This window comes from Pseudomonas sp. 39004, from assembly GCF_028682155.1.
Lineage (GTDB): Bacteria > Pseudomonadota > Gammaproteobacteria > Pseudomonadales > Pseudomonadaceae > Aquipseudomonas > Aquipseudomonas capeferrum.
On sequence record NZ_JANIAG010000011.1, the window covers coordinates 47,886 to 63,259 of the forward strand.

General features: G+C 62.7%; 16 protein-coding genes. 6 read left to right on the plus strand and 10 right to left on the minus strand.

The window, feature by feature from the left end:
• The first annotated feature begins 51 nt into the window (after positions 1 to 51).
• Positions 52 to 759, plus strand: a complete 708-nt coding sequence (locus NP534_RS03630) for a PA5502 family lipoprotein (protein ID WP_033702523.1) — start codon at positions 52 to 54, stop codon at positions 757 to 759.
• 43 nt (positions 760 to 802) lie between these two features.
• On the opposite strand, the gene katE is transcribed toward NP534_RS03630, so the two are convergent.
• Positions 803 to 2,947, minus strand: a complete 2,145-nt coding sequence (gene katE, locus NP534_RS03635; protein WP_274097803.1) for a catalase HPII — start codon at positions 2,945 to 2,947, stop codon at positions 803 to 805.
• Positions 2,948 to 3,173: 226 nt separating this feature from the next.
• Here katE and NP534_RS03640 point away from each other — a divergent pair, with 226 nt between their 5' ends.
• The 3 genes from NP534_RS03640 to NP534_RS03650 all read left to right on the plus strand — a co-directional run bounded on the left by NP534_RS03640 (position 3,174) and on the right by NP534_RS03650 (position 5,687).
• Positions 3,174 to 4,181, plus strand: coding sequence for a methionine ABC transporter ATP-binding protein (locus tag NP534_RS03640; RefSeq protein WP_033702521.1), 1,008 nt, complete (start codon positions 3,174 to 3,176; stop codon positions 4,179 to 4,181).
• On the plus strand, positions 4,181 to 4,852 hold the full coding sequence (locus NP534_RS03645; RefSeq protein ID WP_033702520.1) for a methionine ABC transporter permease: 672 nt from the start codon (positions 4,181 to 4,183) through the stop codon (positions 4,850 to 4,852). The genes NP534_RS03640 and NP534_RS03645 overlap by 1 nt, the downstream gene beginning before the upstream one ends.
• 64 nt (positions 4,853 to 4,916) lie before the next feature.
• Positions 4,917 to 5,687 carry a MetQ/NlpA family ABC transporter substrate-binding protein gene (locus NP534_RS03650; protein WP_274097804.1) on the plus strand — a complete coding sequence of 257 codons (771 nt, stop codon included), beginning with the start codon at positions 4,917 to 4,919 and terminating at the stop codon, positions 5,685 to 5,687.
• Between the two features lie 123 nt (positions 5,688 to 5,810).
• Here NP534_RS03650 and NP534_RS03655 read toward each other — a convergent pair whose 3' ends face one another.
• From NP534_RS03655 to NP534_RS03675, 5 genes are read right to left on the minus strand one after another with little or no spacing between them, the layout of a single operon-like run.
• Entirely contained in the window at positions 5,811 to 6,443 is a 633-nt protein-coding gene (locus tag NP534_RS03655; RefSeq protein ID WP_274097805.1) for an SCO family protein, read from the minus strand.
• The gene (gene cyoE / locus NP534_RS03660; protein ID WP_033702517.1) at positions 6,440 to 7,333 is read right to left on the minus strand and encodes a heme o synthase; all 894 of its coding nucleotides are present in this window, start codon (positions 7,331 to 7,333) and stop codon (positions 6,440 to 6,442) included. The genes NP534_RS03655 and cyoE overlap by 4 nt, the downstream gene beginning before the upstream one ends.
• The gene (locus NP534_RS03665; protein ID WP_274097806.1) at positions 7,318 to 8,391 is read right to left on the minus strand and encodes a COX15/CtaA family protein; all 1,074 of its coding nucleotides are present in this window, start codon (positions 8,389 to 8,391) and stop codon (positions 7,318 to 7,320) included. Before NP534_RS03665 ends, cyoE begins: the two co-directional genes overlap by 16 nt.
• Positions 8,392 to 8,400: 9 nt before the next feature.
• Complete coding sequence (locus tag NP534_RS03670; RefSeq protein WP_274097807.1) at positions 8,401 to 8,985, minus strand: hypothetical protein; 585 nt, start codon at positions 8,983 to 8,985, stop codon at positions 8,401 to 8,403.
• Positions 8,951 to 9,694, minus strand: coding sequence for an SURF1 family protein (locus tag NP534_RS03675; RefSeq protein ID WP_274097808.1), 744 nt, complete (start codon positions 9,692 to 9,694; stop codon positions 8,951 to 8,953). Before NP534_RS03675 ends, NP534_RS03670 begins: the two co-directional genes overlap by 35 nt.
• Positions 9,695 to 9,745: 51 nt before the next feature.
• On the opposite strand from NP534_RS03675, the gene NP534_RS03680 reads away from it, so the two are divergent.
• On the plus strand, positions 9,746 to 9,949 hold the full coding sequence (locus NP534_RS03680; RefSeq protein ID WP_033702513.1) for a twin transmembrane helix small protein: 204 nt from the start codon (positions 9,746 to 9,748) through the stop codon (positions 9,947 to 9,949).
• A gap of 157 nt (positions 9,950 to 10,106) precedes the next feature.
• On the opposite strand, the gene NP534_RS03685 is transcribed toward NP534_RS03680, so the two are convergent.
• The 4 genes from NP534_RS03685 to coxB are packed head-to-tail and all read right to left on the minus strand — an operon-like array spanning position 10,107 to position 14,348.
• The gene (locus NP534_RS03685) at positions 10,107 to 10,994 is read right to left on the minus strand and encodes a cytochrome c oxidase subunit 3 (RefSeq protein WP_274097809.1); all 888 of its coding nucleotides are present in this window, start codon (positions 10,992 to 10,994) and stop codon (positions 10,107 to 10,109) included.
• Between the two features lie 16 nt (positions 10,995 to 11,010).
• Positions 11,011 to 11,577, minus strand: coding sequence for a cytochrome c oxidase assembly protein (locus tag NP534_RS03690; RefSeq protein ID WP_033702511.1), 567 nt, complete (start codon positions 11,575 to 11,577; stop codon positions 11,011 to 11,013).
• Between the two features lie 10 nt (positions 11,578 to 11,587).
• The gene (gene ctaD, locus NP534_RS03695) at positions 11,588 to 13,177 is read right to left on the minus strand and encodes a cytochrome c oxidase subunit I (protein ID WP_033702510.1); all 1,590 of its coding nucleotides are present in this window, start codon (positions 13,175 to 13,177) and stop codon (positions 11,588 to 11,590) included.
• Positions 13,178 to 13,220: 43 nt separating this feature from the next.
• A complete protein-coding gene (gene coxB, locus NP534_RS03700; RefSeq protein ID WP_274097810.1) occupies positions 13,221 to 14,348 on the minus strand; it encodes a cytochrome c oxidase subunit II in 1,128 nt (375 codons plus the stop codon).
• Between the two features lie 368 nt (positions 14,349 to 14,716).
• Between coxB and NP534_RS03705 the strand changes: the two genes are divergently transcribed.
• The gene (locus NP534_RS03705) at positions 14,717 to 15,358 is read left to right on the plus strand and encodes a hypothetical protein (RefSeq protein WP_274097811.1); all 642 of its coding nucleotides are present in this window, start codon (positions 14,717 to 14,719) and stop codon (positions 15,356 to 15,358) included.
• Positions 15,359 to 15,374 lie beyond the last annotated feature (16 nt).

Below are 15,374 nucleotides of genomic sequence, written 5' to 3' on the forward strand. Positions count from 1 at the left end.
GCACCTGGGTGTAGACTTGCTCGCTTTTTGCGCAAATAGAGAGTCGCAGGAATGAAGCCGTTCGCCTCCCGTTATCTGCTTGTTGCCGCGTTTTCCCTGTTCCTGGCTGCCTGTTCCAGCGCACCGGTCGAACAGGCCGATGCACCTGCTCAAGCCGATGCCTGGCAGCAGTTGCAACAAAACATTGCCAGCAATGAGCTGGCCACCGCCGAAGACCAGCTGGCTGCCTTGCAGGCACAGTCGCCGGTAGACCCGCGCCTGGAGCAATACCAGCGGCAGTTGGCCGAGGCGTATCTGCAGCGTAGCCAGATCGTCCTGCAGAAGGGCGATGTCAACGCTGCGGCCACCGCTCTGGCCCGCGCCCGCGCCCTGATGCCGCAAGCCCCGGCAGTAACCGGTGGTGATGCCGTCAGCCAGGCGCGCAAGGCCGAGCTGGAGAAAGCCGAGGCGGCGTTGAAAGCTGCCGAGGCCAAGCCCCAGGCGCGGGTCATCGACCCGACTGCGCCAAGCACGGTGATTGCGCTGAAGACTACGGACATGGCTGCCATGCGCCGTCAGCTCGATGAGATTGCCAAGGACGTGGTCAATTACCAGTGCGAGGTGGTGTTTCAGGTACCGCGCACCGAGGACGCCCCTTGGCTGAAGACCCTGCTGGAAAAGCGGGTTCACAAGCTCGACAGCAGCTTTGCGCTGAAGCAGAAGCATGAAATCCAACGCAAACTGCCGGCACAGGTGGTTCTGGTCCCGCACCAGCGCTGAATGCTTCGCGGGGCAAGTCGGATTGCCCCGCGAAGCGGCCCTGTCAGGCTGGCACTGCTTCAGCAGCTGCCTCCCGCTCCCACACCCGGTGCCCTTCAACGGCTTTCACAAAGGCATCTACGGTCTTCTGGTCATCCCCCAGCAGCAGGCCCTTGTCCTCCTTGAGCCCCAAGCTGTCCAGCAAGGCCTTGCCTTCCTTGGCCAGCGTGATCGCCTTCAGATGCTTGTAGCCCTCTAGCAGGAAGTGCTTGGCCAGCCCACTGGCAGCCAACGCATCCAACGACGCCTTGCCAGCCGGCACCACAATGCCGTCGAACATGATCGACGGCATGCCTTCCATCGATGCATCCACCGGCAGTGGCTTGCCTTGGGCGGTTTTAACCGGCGCCGAAGTAGGTCCAAGGACCATGATGCGGGCACTGTGCGCTTCCAGCGCCTTGACCTGTTGATCGACGCTGGCACCGTCTACGCCGTCAGCCACCAGCACGGCAATCTTGCGGCCCTTGATGCCAACATCGCCGGGGTGGTTCATCTGGCTCAAAGCGGGCGATTGCGCCAGCTTGCTGCCTTTGACCTGAACCGTGCCGGCCTTGGGCGCAGGCAGGCCGAGGTTGGCCGCCACGGCCGCAGCCAGTTTCAGGTCGATGTTGGCCAGAATCTCATTCACCTCACGCACCCGGATATGCTCACGCTCCACCTTGCCCAGCTCGAAGCTGTAGGCCTTGATGATGTGCTGCTGCTCATTCGGGCTCATGCTCTGGAAGAACAATCGCGCCTGCGAGAAGTGATCACCGAACGACTCGCTGCGCTGGCGTATCTTCACCGCATCGATACGCTCCTGGTAGCTCTCGAAACCGCCATCCTGGGCTGCGGCAGGGGTTTCTTTCGGCCAGCCGCCATCGATCGAGTTCGGCTCGTACGAGGCGCGGCCCTTGTGGATGGTCTGCCGGTGCAGCGCGTCACGCTGGTTATTATGGTTCGGCGCGACCGGGCGGTTGATCGGGATTTCATGGAAGTTGGGCCCGCCCAGGCGGCTCAGCTGGGTGTCGGTATAAGAGAACAACCGGCCCTGCAGCAGGGGGTCGTTTGAGAAGTCGATGCCAGGCACGATATGCCCAGGGCAGAAGGCAACCTGCTCCACTTCGGCAAAGAAGTTGTCGGGGTTGCGGTTGAGTACCATCTTGCCCAGCGGCGTGACCGGCACCAGTTCTTCGGGGATGATCTTGGTGGGGTCGAGCAGGTCGAATTCGAACTTATGCTCGTCGGCTTCGGGCACGATCTGCACGCCCAACTCCCACTCTGGGTAGTCACCCATCTCAATCGCTTCGCTCAGGTCGCGGCGGTGGAAGTCGGTGTCCTTACCCGCCAGTTTCTGCGCCTCATCCCACAATACCGAGTGAACCCCTTGGCGCGGCTTCCAATGGAATTTGACGAAGCTGGCCACCCCTTCGGCATTGATCAGGCGGAAGGTGTGGATGCCAAAGCCTTCCATCATCCGCAGGCTGCGGGGGATGGCACGGTCGGACATGGCCCACATGACCATGTGCGCAGACTCCGGCACCAGCGAAACGAAGTCCCAGAATGTGTCGTGAGCCGAGCCGCCCGTAGGTATCTCGTTGTGTGGCTCGGGTTTGACCGCATGCACGAAGTCGGGGAACTTGATCGCGTCCTGGATGAAGAACACCGGCATGTTGTTGCCGACCAGGTCGAAATTCCCCTCATCGGTATAGAACTTCACTGCAAAACCACGTACATCACGCACGGTGTCGCCCGAGCCGCGTGGGCCCTGCACGGTTGAAAAACGCACGAACACCGGGGTGGTCTTTTCTGGGTCCTGCAGAAAACCGGCCTTGGTCAGGGCGGCATGGTTGCCGTAGCTCTGGAAGTAGCCATGGGCACCGGTGCCGCGTGCATGGACGATCCGCTCCGGGATGCGCTCATGGTCGAAGTGGGTGATCTTCTCGCGCATGATGAAGTCTTCGAGCAGCGAAGGCCCGCGGTCACCGGCCTTGAGCGTGTTCTGGTTGTCGGCGATGCGCACGCCTTGGTTGGTCCGCAAAGCCTGGCCCGTCGCATCGCTGCGCACAGCCTCGAGGCTCTGCAGTTTGGCATTGGTATTGGCCTTGTCGGGCGTCTGGGTACCGGCGGCCTGGCTCTCTTTGGGCGCGTCCGTTTTCTTGCTGGGCATGGTCGGCTTTCCTCATCAGTCTTCAGGCTTGCCCGTGTGGGCTTGTTCTAGTAGTGACTGGAGCCCGATTGGCTACGTTCAATAAGCTTTACCGGTTGTCGCGTTATGCCCGCTGGGTTGGTGCATGACGAAATAAATGCTAAGAACAGCTATGGGAAAAGGCTAAAATGCGCGACCCCAGCTAACCGCTGACCCAAAATTCCATGCGCCCCACAAGGTTCGCTACGTGATCGAGTTCCAACATGTCCATAAGACCTACCGCGTCGCCGGTAGGGAAATCCCCGCCCTCAACCCGACCAGCCTGACCATCGAAGACGGCCAGGTGTTCGGCCTGATCGGCCATTCCGGCGCCGGCAAAAGCACCATGCTGCGCCTGATCAACCGCCTCGAAGAGCCCTCGGGCGGCACGATCATCGTCGATGGCGAGGACGTCACCGCGTTCAACGCCAACCAGCTGCGCGGCTTCCGCCAGCAGGTCGGGATGATTTTCCAGCACTTCAACCTGCTGGCATCCAAGACCGTGGCCGACAACGTCGCCCTGCCGCTGACCCTGGCCGGCGGGCTGTCGCGCAGCGAGATCGACAAGCGCGTCACCGAGCTGCTGGCCCGCGTCGGGCTTTCCGACCATGCCAAGAAGTACCCGGCGCAGCTGTCCGGCGGCCAGAAGCAGCGCGTGGGCATCGCCCGGGCCCTGTCCACCAACCCGAAGATCCTGCTGTGCGACGAGGCCACCAGCGCCCTCGACCCGCAGACCACTGCGTCGGTGCTGCAACTGCTGGCCGAGATCAACCGTGAGCTGAAGCTGACCATCGTCCTGATCACCCACGAAATGGACGTGATCCGCCGGGTCTGCGACCGCGTGGCGGTCATGGACGCCGGGCAGATCGTCGAGCAGGGCTCGGTGGCCGATGTGTTCCTGCACCCGCAGCACCCGACCACCAAGCGTTTCGTCCAGGAGGACGAACAGGTCGATGAAGGCGAACAGCGCGACGACTTCGCGCACGTACCGGGGCGCATCGTGCGCCTGACCTTCCAGGGCGAGGCCACCTACGCACCGCTGCTGGGCACCGTGGCCCGCGAGACCGGCGTCGACTACAGCATCCTGGCCGGGCGTATCGACCGTATCAAGGATGTCCCCTATGGGCAGCTGACCCTGGCCGTCACCGGCGGCGACATGGAAGCGGCGTTCGACCGCTTCAAGGCAGCTGACGTACATATGGAGGTACTGCGTTGATGGACGCCCTGAATTTCTTCGCCAACGTCGACTGGGCCGAAATCTGGCTGGCCACCGTCGACACCATGGTCATGCTGTTCGGCTCGCTGTTCTTCACCGTGCTGCTGGGCCTGCCGCTGGGCGTGCTGCTGTTCCTTTGCGGCCCGCGCCAGATGTTCGAACAGAAGGGCGTGTACGCGCTGCTGTCGCTGGTGGTCAACATCCTGCGCTCGCTGCCGTTCATCATCCTGCTGATCGTGATGATCCCGTTCACCGTGCTGATCACCGGCACCTCGCTAGGCGTCGCCGGCGCCATTCCACCGCTGGTGGTAGGGGCCACACCGTTCTTCGCGCGCCTGGTCGAAACCGCCCTGCGCGAGGTCGACCGCGGCATCATCGAGGCCACCCAGTCGATGGGCGCGACGACGCGCCAGATCATCACCAGTGCCCTGTTGCCGGAAGCCCGTCCGGGCATCTTCGCGGCCATCACTGTCACCGCCATCACCCTGGTTTCGTACACCGCGATGGCCGGTGTGGTGGGCGCGGGCGGCCTGGGCGACCTGGCCATCCGCTTCGGCTACCAGCGCTTCCAGACCGATGTCATGGTCGTGACCGTGGTGCTGCTGCTGGTGCTGGTTCAAGTCCTGCAAAGTGTGGGCGACAAACTGGTCGTGCATTTTTCCCGTAAGTAACCCCAATGGGGTCGGCCTGGCCGACCCGTTCGGGGGCCGTCGCGGCCCTCACAAGGAGTGATTCATGAAGAAGCTGCTTGCTGTCGCTGCCGCTGTTGCGGCCTTTTCGGCCCACGCCGATACCCTGACCGTTGCCGCCACCCCGGTGCCGCACGCCGAGATCCTCGAGTTCGTCAAACCACAACTGGCTAAAGAAGGCGTGGACCTTAAGGTCAAGGTATTCACCGACTACATCCAGCCGAACGTGCAGGTCGCCGAAAAGCGCCTGGACGCCAACTTCTTCCAGCACCAACCGTACCTGGATGAGTTCAACAAGGCCAAGGGCACCGCCCTGGTCAGCGTTGCCGGCGTGCACATCGAGCCGCTGGGCGTGTACTCGTCCAAGTACAAGAAGCTCGCCGAGCTGCCTTCGGGCGCCACCGTGGTCATTCCCAACGACGCCACCAACGGCGGCCGTGCCTTGCTGCTGCTGGCCAAGGCCGGCGTCATCACCCTCAAGGACAACAGCAATATCCTGTCGACCGTGAAGGACGTTGCCGAGAACCCGAAGAACATCAAGTTCCGTGAGCTGGAAGCGGCCACCATCCCGCGCGTGCTGACCCAAGTCGATGCTGCCCTGATCAACACCAACTACGCGCTGGAAGCCAAGCTGAACCCTGAGAAGGACGCGCTGGCCATTGAAGGCAGCGACTCGCCTTACGTGAACATCCTGGTTGCCCGCCCGGATAACAAGGACTCGGATGACATGAAGAAACTGGCGGCTGCACTGCACTCGCCAGAGGTGAAGCAGTTCATCAACGAGAAGTACAAGGGCGCTGTAGTACCCGCTTTCTGATCCGAAATCCATGGGGCCGCTTTGCGGCCCTTTCGCGACTACAAGGGATCGCATTCCCCTGTAGGAGCGGCCTTGCCGGGGCGCCGGACCGGTCGGAAAGGCCTGCGCAGCAGGCCCAAAATCTCAATCCCGCTTCACCAGCCCCGGCAACTGCGCCAGCAGCTTCTGGTTGTTGAACGGCGCACGAATGAACCCACGCTGGCGCCCATCCGGCCCGACAATCGCCAGGTTACCGCTGTGATCCACGGTATACCCAGGCTTGCTGGTATCCGCCGGAATGAACGGAATGCTCAAGGCATTGGCCAGCTTCTGAGTGTCTTCGATCGACCCCGCCACCCCGACGAAATCCTTGTCGAAGTAACCCAGGTACTGCTTGAGCTGGTTCGGCGTGTCGCGGTTCGGGTCCACACTCACCAGCACCACTTGCAACCGGTCCACCGCCTCCTTGGGCAGTTCGCTCTTCACCTGGCGCAACTGGGCCAGAGTGGTCGGGCAGATGTCCGGGCAATAGGTGTAGCCGAAGAACAGCAGCGACCACTTGCCCTTCAGGTCATCCAGCGCCACCGGCTGGCCGTCCTGGTTGGTCATGGTCACGTCCGCCACCGTGCGGCTCTGCGGCAGCAGGATGATGCCGGCGTCGATCAGCTCGGTGGGGTTGGGCTGGTCGCGGCCATTGAGCACCTTGTTGACGGTCAGGCCCAGGATCAACGCGACCAGGGCGACGAGGATGAAGACGGTTTTCTGGGTTCGGGTCATAGATTCAGCAACAGGTAGTGGTCAAGGAGCAACGCGACGAACAGCGCGAACAGGTAGCCGATAGAGTACTTGAAGGTGCCGATTGCCGCGTGCGGGCGGCTGCCACGGTACAACACCCAGGCCCAATGCAGGAAGCGCAGGCCCAGGGCCAGGGCGCAGGCCAGGTACAACGGGCCGCTCATGTGGATGGCATAGGGCAGCAGGGTGACGGCCAACAGTATCAGGGTGTAGAGCAGGATGTGCAGCTTGGTGTAGCGCTCGCCGTGGGTCACCGGCAGCATCGGGATATCGGCCTTGGCGTATTCCTCCTTGCGGTGGATGGCCAGGGCCCAGAAGTGCGGTGGGGTCCAGGCGAAGATGATCAGCACCAGCAACAAAGGCTCGGCGCTGACATGGCCGCTGACCGCCACCCAGCCAAGCAGCGGCGGCGCCGCGCCGGCCAGGCCGCCAATCACGATGTTCTGCGGTGTGGCACGTTTCAGAAAGCCGGTGTAGAGCACCGCATAGCCCAGCAGCGAAGCCAGGGTCAGCCAGGCGGTGAGGGCGTTGGTGAACACCAGCAACAGCGCCATGCCCAGCAACGCCAGGGCCAAGGCAAAGGCCAGCGCCGGCAGCGGCGCGACCCGGCCTGCAGCCAATGGCCGTTTGTGGGTGCGCGCCATCAAGGCGTCGATACGCCGGTCCACCACATGGTTGACCACCGCAGCGCCGCCCGCGCACAAGCCAATGCCCAGGTTGCCGAACAGCAGCACGCTCCAGGCAACGCCTGCGCGGCTGGCGAGGAACATCCCTGCCAGGGAAGTGATCAGCATGAGCACCACCACCTTGGGCTTGGTCAGCTCCAGATAGTCGCGCCAGCCTGCCCGTTGTGCGCCTAGAAGCGTCGCCACGAATCGTTCCTCATTGGGTGCGAGATATCCACGCCCACCACCGGCGTCAGGCGCCAGCCGTGGCCGACGCGCACTTTGTCGGCCACGCGGATGCGGTAGTTCACCAGCACCATGCTCAGTAACAACATGGCCCCGCCGGCGTTATGGGCCACTGCCACGCCAAGCGGCAGGTGGAACAGTACGTTGCTGATGCCTAGCCCGACCTGCACCGCCAGGGCCAACAGCACCAGCCGCGCCAGGCCAGCGAGGCCGCAACGGTAAAGCTTGAAGCTCAGCATCAGCAGCACGGCACTGACCAGCAACGCACCCAACCGGTGGCTGATGTGGATGGCCGTGCGCGCATCGCTGTCCAGTTGCCCGCCCAGGTAGTTGGGGCCGACGTGCTGGGTCAGGTGGAAGCCGTTGCTGAAGTCCGCCGCCGGCCACCACTGGCCATGGCAGGTGGGCAAATCGATACAGGCGACCGCCGCATAATTGGCGCTGACCCAACCGCCCAGGGCGATCTGGCCGACCACCACCAGCAGCGCCAGGGCCGCAATGCGGCGCAGGCTCAGCGGTAGTTTAGGCAACGGCGCAAAGGCCCGGGATAGCCGCAGGCACAGCAGAAACAGCAGGCTCAAGGTAGTGAACCCACCCAGCAGATGCGCGGTGACGACTTGTGGCCAGAGTTTCAGCGTCACGGTCCACATGCCAAACGCCGCCTGGGCAAGCACCACCACCAGCAACAGCACGGGCAAGCGGTAGGGTTGGCCATCACGCGCATGGCGGCGTACGGCCTGCAAGGCCAGCCAGGCGATCACCAGCGCCAGGGTGCCGGCGAAGTAGCGATGGACCATTTCGGCCCAGCCCTTGGCGGCCTCCACCGGGTGCTCGGGGAAGTGCACTTCGGCGTGGGCCAGTTGGGCGTCGGTCTTGGGCACACTGATGAAACCATAACAGCCTGGCCAATCAGGGCAGCCCAGGCCGGCATGGGTCAGGCGGGTATAGGCACCGAGCAACACGACCAGCAGTGCCAGCAGGGTGGCGAACACAGCGAGGCGCAATCCGGGTCTGGCCATGGCAGGCTCCTAGCCGATGTTGGAGAGCTTGAGCAGGTGGCGCAGGTCGTCCAGCACGTGCTTGCCGTTGGCCTTGCTGTCGTAACGCAGCACCAGGTTGCCGTGGGGGTCGACGATCCATAGTTGCGGGCCGGGCTCGCCTACCTTCTGCAGGTAGCGCGGAGCATCCAGCGGGTAGCGTTGCAGCTGCGGGTACTCGCGACCAAGCAGTGCCTGGTAGTCGGCGGTCAGCGGTTGGGCGGTTGCCAGCGCATGGCTTGCGCGGCTGGCATCGCGGCCCAGGCCGACCTGGATTTGCCGGGCCAGGTACACCAGGCGCTGACAGTCCTCGGTACAGGCTTCGGGCGCACTGACCAGCAACTGCCATCGCTCGTCCTGGCCTGCCACGCCGATATCCGTGCGGCTTTCACCATTGCCGATCATGGCGCCGTGATAGCTGCGGCCTTCCGGCACCCAGAACTTGAGCTTGTACATGCTGGTGGCCAGGATCATCGGGCCGAGCACAACCAGCAGTATCAGGACCAGTTGCAAACGCCCGCGGGCTCTGGGCTTGCGGCGCTCAGGCACTTCCAGTGGGCTGGTGGTGGCGGCCATGGTGGTTCTCCTTCTTGTTGTTGTGCCAGCCAAAGTAGAGGTAAAGCAGCACCAGCGCGGCGGCCAGGGCAAACCACTGCACGGCGTAGCCCAGGTGCTTTTCCGGGCCCATCGCGACCACCGGCCAGTCCAGGCGATAGGCGGCCGGGCCGGGTTGCAGGCGCAGCTCATGGGCGAACCCTTCACGGGCCAGCTGCTGCCACAACTGCGCGGCATCGATGGCGGTCAGCAGGTGCGGCCATTGGCCCCCGACCGGGTCGGGGTGCAGCTGGAAGGTGCTGCCGGGCGCCACATAGACCGAAGCATCCAGCGCCAACGCCTGCGTCGGAGTCTCGAAGTGCACCGGCACGCGGCGGTCCGGCCAGGCTAACCAGCCACGATTGACCAGCAGCCACAGCCCGCTGGGCTGGTCATGGAAGGGCTGCAGCAGCTCGACACCGGCCTGGCCGTCGCGCATGCGGTTGTCCAGCAGCAGGCTGTGTTCGGCATCGAAACGGCCGTACAGGTGCACGCGGCGAAATGCGCTATCGTCGCGTTGCTGCAACTGGGCAGTAGAGAGGGGCGCATCGATGCTGCGCTCGGCATAGGTCGCCAGCAGCGCTCGCTTTTGCTCGGCGCGGCCGAGTTGCCAGCAGCCAAGCGCGATCAAGCCCGGCAGCAGCGCGAGCACCACCAGGGTCGGTAGCCAACCTGGGCGAAACGGCCTCACGGGCGCCTCGCTATACTTATCCACATCACTGCATCCCCCCGGAGAAGCGCCATGCTCAAGGCCGCGATTGTCCTGATGCTGTTGGCCACGGTTGCCAGCCTGTTCAGTGGCCTGGTGTTTCTGGTCAAGGACGATGAAAACTCGACGCGCTTGCTGAAAGCGCTGACCGTACGCGTGACCCTGGCCGCCTTGACCATCGGGCTGGTGGCTTACGGCTTGATCAGTGGCCAGCTGGTCTCTCACGCGCCCTTCTGAATCACCCCGCCCTCGCTTTTTGTAGGAGCGGCCTTGCGTCGCGAAAGGGCAGCGAAGCGGCCCCGGCGATTTATGTCACCACACAAAACCTGGGGCCGCTTCGCGCCCCTTTCGCGACGCAAGGCCGCTCCTACACAAAGCAGTTGCAGGCCAGGCTTCAAAGCACGTACACAAAGATGAACAGCCCGACCCACACCACATCGACGAAGTGCCAGTACCAGCTGGCCGCTTCGAAGCCAAAGTGCTTGTCGGCATTGAAATGCCCGCGCAGGATGCGCACGAACATGACGATCAGAATGATCGTGCCCAAGGTCACGTGGGCACCATGGAAGCCGGTGAGCATGAAGAAGGTCGCGCCATAGATCCCCGACCCCAGCGTCAGCCCCAGCTTGGTATAAGCCTCGTGGTACTCGAAGGCTTGCAGTGCGATGAAGCTCAGGCCCAGCACGATGGTCAGCGCCATCCACAGCTTCAGCGGCCCACGGTGGTCACGCCGCAGGGCGTGGTGGGCAATCGTGATGGTCACGCTCGAACTGACCAGCAAAATGGTGTTGATCAGCGGCAGGTGCCAAGGGTCGATGACTTCCTTGGGCGGCGGGAACAGTTTCGGGTCCGGGGTATGCAACAGCGGCCAGGTGAATTCGAACGTCGGCCACAGCATGTGCGCGACGCCCTTGGCACCTTCGCCACCGAGCCAGGGCCCGGCCAATACCCGCACGTAGAACAGCGCACCGAAGAAGGCCAGGAAGAACATCACTTCCGAGAAGATGAACCAGCTCATGCCCCAGCGGAACGAGCGGTCCAGCTGCGCGCTGTACAGCCCGGCGCGGCTCTCTTTCACCACCGCGCCGAACCAGCCGAACAGCATGTAGGCCAGGAACAACGCACCGACGAAGAAGATCAGCGGCCCATGCGAGTCGGGGTGCCCGGCCTTCATGTCGTTGAACCAGGTACCCAGGCCGAACACCGTGATGAACATGCCGATGGTGGCGATGATCGGCCACTTGCTCTGCGCCGGAACGTAGTAGTGCTCATGACTTGCCATTGCTGTTCTCCTTCCCTTAACGGGCGCCCTGGACGTCCTGGGCCGCAACATGCGCGACCGGCGGGTGGCGAGCGGTGATGTCGAACAAGGTGTAGGCCAGTGTCAGGTGCTTCACGTTGGCCGGCAGGTCGCGGTCAACGATGAAGCGCACCGGCATCTCGATACGTTCGCCGGGCTGCAGCACCTGCTGGGTAAAGCAGAAGCACTCGGTCTTGTGGAAATACGCCGCGGCCTCGGCCGGGGTAATGCTGGGTATCGCCTGGGCGCTCATGGGCCGGTCGGTCGGGTTGCGCGCCACGAAGATCATCTGGTTGACCGCACCGGGATTCACGTCGATCTGGTCGGCCGTGGAGTAGAAGTCCCAGACCATGTCACTGGCGTTGGTCGACATGAACTGCACCCGCACCGAGCGCGATGGGTCGCTGACCTGGCTGCCCTCGTACTGGCCGCCGGTCTTGCCATTGATGCCAAAGGCCTTGCACATCACGTCATAGATCGGCACCAGGGCGAAACCGAAGGCGAACATCACCACCGTCAGCATCAGCAGGCGCAAGACCAGGCGTTTGAGCGAAAGGCCGTTCATGGGCGCACCTCTACTTCACGTCCGGTGGGGTCTGGAAGGTGTGGTAAGGCGCAGGCGAGGGGACCGACCACTCCAGGCCTTCGGCGCCATCCCAGGGTTTGGCTGGCGCCGGAGCACCGCCACGGATGCACTTGATGACGATGAACAGGAAGAAGATCTGCGTGGCGCCGAACATGAAGGCGCCGATCGAGGAGACCATGTTGAAGTCGGCGAACTGCAGGTTGTAGTCCGGAATGCGCCGCGGCATGCCTGCCAGGCCGACGAAGTGCATGGGGAAGAAGGCCATGTTCATGCCGATGAACGACAGCCAGAAGTGCAGCTTGCCGAGGGTTTCGTCATACATGTGCCCGGTCCATTTCGGCAGCCAGTAGTAGGCCGAGGCGAAGATGCCGAAGATCGCCCCGGGCACCAGCACGTAGTGGAAGTGCGCGACCACGAAGTAGGTGTCGTGGTACTGGAAGTCCGCGGGCGCGATGGCCAGCATCAACCCGGAGAAACCGCCGATGGTGAACAGGATGACGAAGGCGATGGCGAACAGCATCGGCGTTTCGAAGGTCAGCGACCCTTCCCACATGGTGCTGACCCAGTTGAACACCTTCACCCCCGTGGGCACGGCGATGAGCATGGTGGCGTACATGAAGAACAGCTCGCCCACCACCGGGATACCGACCACGAACATGTGGTGCGCCCAGACGATGAACGACAGGAAGGCGATCGCCCCGGTGGCATACACCATCGAGGTGTAGCCAAACAGCGGCTTGCGCGAGAACGCCGGGATGATCGAGCTGACCGCGCCGAACGCCGGCAGGATCATGATGTACACCTCGGGGTGGCCGAAGAACCAGAACACGTGCTGGAACAGCACCGGGTCGCCACCGCCGGCGGCGCTGAAGAAGCTGGTGCCGAAGTGGATGTCCATCAGCATCATGGTCACCACGCCGGCCAGTACCGGCATCACCGCAATCAGTAGGAACGCGGTGATCAGCCAGGTCCAGACGAACAGCGGCATTTTCATCAAGGTCATGCCCGGCGCACGCAGGTTGAGGATGGTGGCGATCACGTTGATCGCGCCCATGATCGAACTGATGCCCATCAGGTGGATGGCAAAGATGAAGAAGGTCACGCTGGCCGGGGCATAGGTGGTCGACAGCGGGGCGTAGAACGTCCAGCCGAAGTTGGGCCCGCCGCCGGGGCTGAACAGGGTCGAGACCAGCAGCAGGAAGGCCGCCGGCAGCAACCAGAAGCTGAAGTTGTTCATCCGTGGCAGGGCCATGTCTGGCGCGCCGATCATCAGCGGGATCATCCAGTTGGCCAGGCCGACGAACGCCGGCATCACGGCGCCGAACACCATGATCAGCCCGTGCATGGTGGTCATCTGGTTGAAGAACGCAGGCTCGACGATCTGCAGCCCTGGCTGGAACAGCTCGGCGCGGATCACCATGGCGAACGAGCCACCGAGCAGGAACATGATGAAGGCGAACCACAGGTACATCGTGCCGATGTCTTTGTGGTTGGTGGTCAGCACCCAGCGCATCAGGCCCTTGGCCGGGCCGTGGGCGTGCTCATGGCCGTGGCCGTGGTCGTCGATCACTGCACTCATGTCCTGTCTCCTGCAATCCATTGATTGCCGCGAGTAACCCGGTTCATTGCGCTTCTGCCTGCTTGAGCGCCAGCACATCCTTCGGCGTGACCATGTCGCCCTTGTTGTTGCCCCAGGCGTTGCGCTCGTAGGTGACCACGGCGGCGATATCCACTTCCGAGAGCTGCTTGCCGAACGCGGCCATGGCCGTGCCGGGCTTGCCGTGGAAGACGATGCCGAGGTGGCCTTCCTTCGGCCCGGTAGCGATTTTCGAGCCCTTGAGTGCCGGGAACATCGGCGGCAGGCCCTGGCCTTCGGCCTGGTGACAGGCCACGCAGGTGGTGTGGTAGACCTTGTCGCCGCGCTCGACCAGCTCTTCGAGGGTCCACTCCTTGCTGGTCAGCTCCTTGAGCTTGGCCGCCTCGGCCTTGCGCTCGCCGAGCCAGGTGTCGTAGTCGGCCTTGGACTTGACCTCGACCACCACCGGCATGAAGCCGTGGTCCTTGCCGCACAGCTCGGTGCACTGGCCGCGGTAGATGCCGGGTTTCTCGATACGCGTCCAGGCCTCGTTGACGAAGCCGGGGATGGCATCACGCTTGACCGCGAAGGCCGGCACCCACCAGGAATGGATCACGTCGGCAGCGGTTACCAGAAAGCGCACTTTCGCACCCACCGGCAGCACCAGCGGCTGGTCGACTTCGAGCAGGTAGTGCTCGTCCTTGGGGGCCTTGTTATGGATCTGGTCGGCGGGGGTGGCCAGGTTGCTGAAGAACTCCACGTCCTGGCCCAGGTATTTGTAGTGCCACTTCCACTGGTAGCCGGTGACCTGGATGTCGATGTCCGATTCACTGGCGTCGTAGATGTCGATCAGGGTCTTGGTGGCGGGGATGGCCATGGCCACCAGAATCAGGAACGGCACCACGGTCCACATGATTTCGACCCAGGTGTGCTCGTGAAAATGCGCCGCTTGCTGGCCGGTCGAACGGCGGTGCACGACCATGGACCAGAACATCGCGCCAAACACCACGATGCCGATGATCACGCAGATCCAGAAAATGGTCATGTGCAGGTCGAAGACGGCGTTGGAGACTTCCGTCGCCCCTGGCGCCATGTTCACGGTCCAGGCGGCGTTGGCCTGACCGAAAACTGTCCACAACAGGAGGCCCATCCAGACATGTGGATGTCGCATCATTGCGGGTTCCCCTTCTAATTCTTGTTGTCCCGGAGGCGTGGCCTGCGGCAAGAGGGAACGGCGGTCAAGACTGCCTGGCTTCGACGACCGAGCCCCTGCAAAAGCAGTCGGGCCTCATCAACGAATCACGTTCAACGGGAGTATAGACAGCGACCAATGGCACGCAATGACACCAGTGAAATGAACTTCATGAATTTCCCGAATGCCTTGAAAGCCGCGTGCTTGATAGGATGTGGCCCAATAATGGCATTCCGATATGCCACAGCGTGCACACGTTTGCGCGGGTTATAACAAATGCGTCTTAGGTATTCTGTATACCGAGCTAATTTAGTGTCTTCCGTTTGAAACGTAATGTCCCTGGAGTTGTCATGAACATCGCTGCTGTACGCGAGCAGATTAGCCAAGCCCATCAACACGAGCGCCAGACCAACCAACTGAAAGCGCGACTCGAGCAACAAATGCCGCATTTGCACCCTTCGATCCACCTGCCTGAGCAGGACGCCCAGGGTACTTTGGCGCGTTTCGTCAGCGCCTACATTGACCAGGTTCCAGAGCTGCTGGAGGCTGCCCACGAGGTGGCCCGCGAAGCAGGCATCGAATCGCAGATCAAGCCGGTGCTGAAAATTGCCGAAGCTTATTTCATGCAGCCGCCCAGCGTGATGCAAGGGCACGTGGGCCTGGACTGCCTGCTGGATGAAGCGTACCTGGCGCATCGCCTGGTGGAAGAGGTCAACGACCTGTATATCCATCACTTCAAACAGCCGCTGATTCCGTTCGATACCACCATGGCCAACCTGATTGCCCATCAGCTGATCGGCGAGACCTTCGCCAACCAGCTCGATGAAGTGGTGCACCATTCGGTTGACGAAATGCTCAATGAAGAGAGCTTTGCCAAGGAATCGGTAGAGGCCTACCGCGATACCTTGTGCAGCGCCGAGACGGGCGCTGCCTGGAAGCGTTGGCCATGCCTTTCGCGCCAACTGGGTGTAGAGCTGGGCCAGCCGGCCTGAATCCAGCATTGATGCT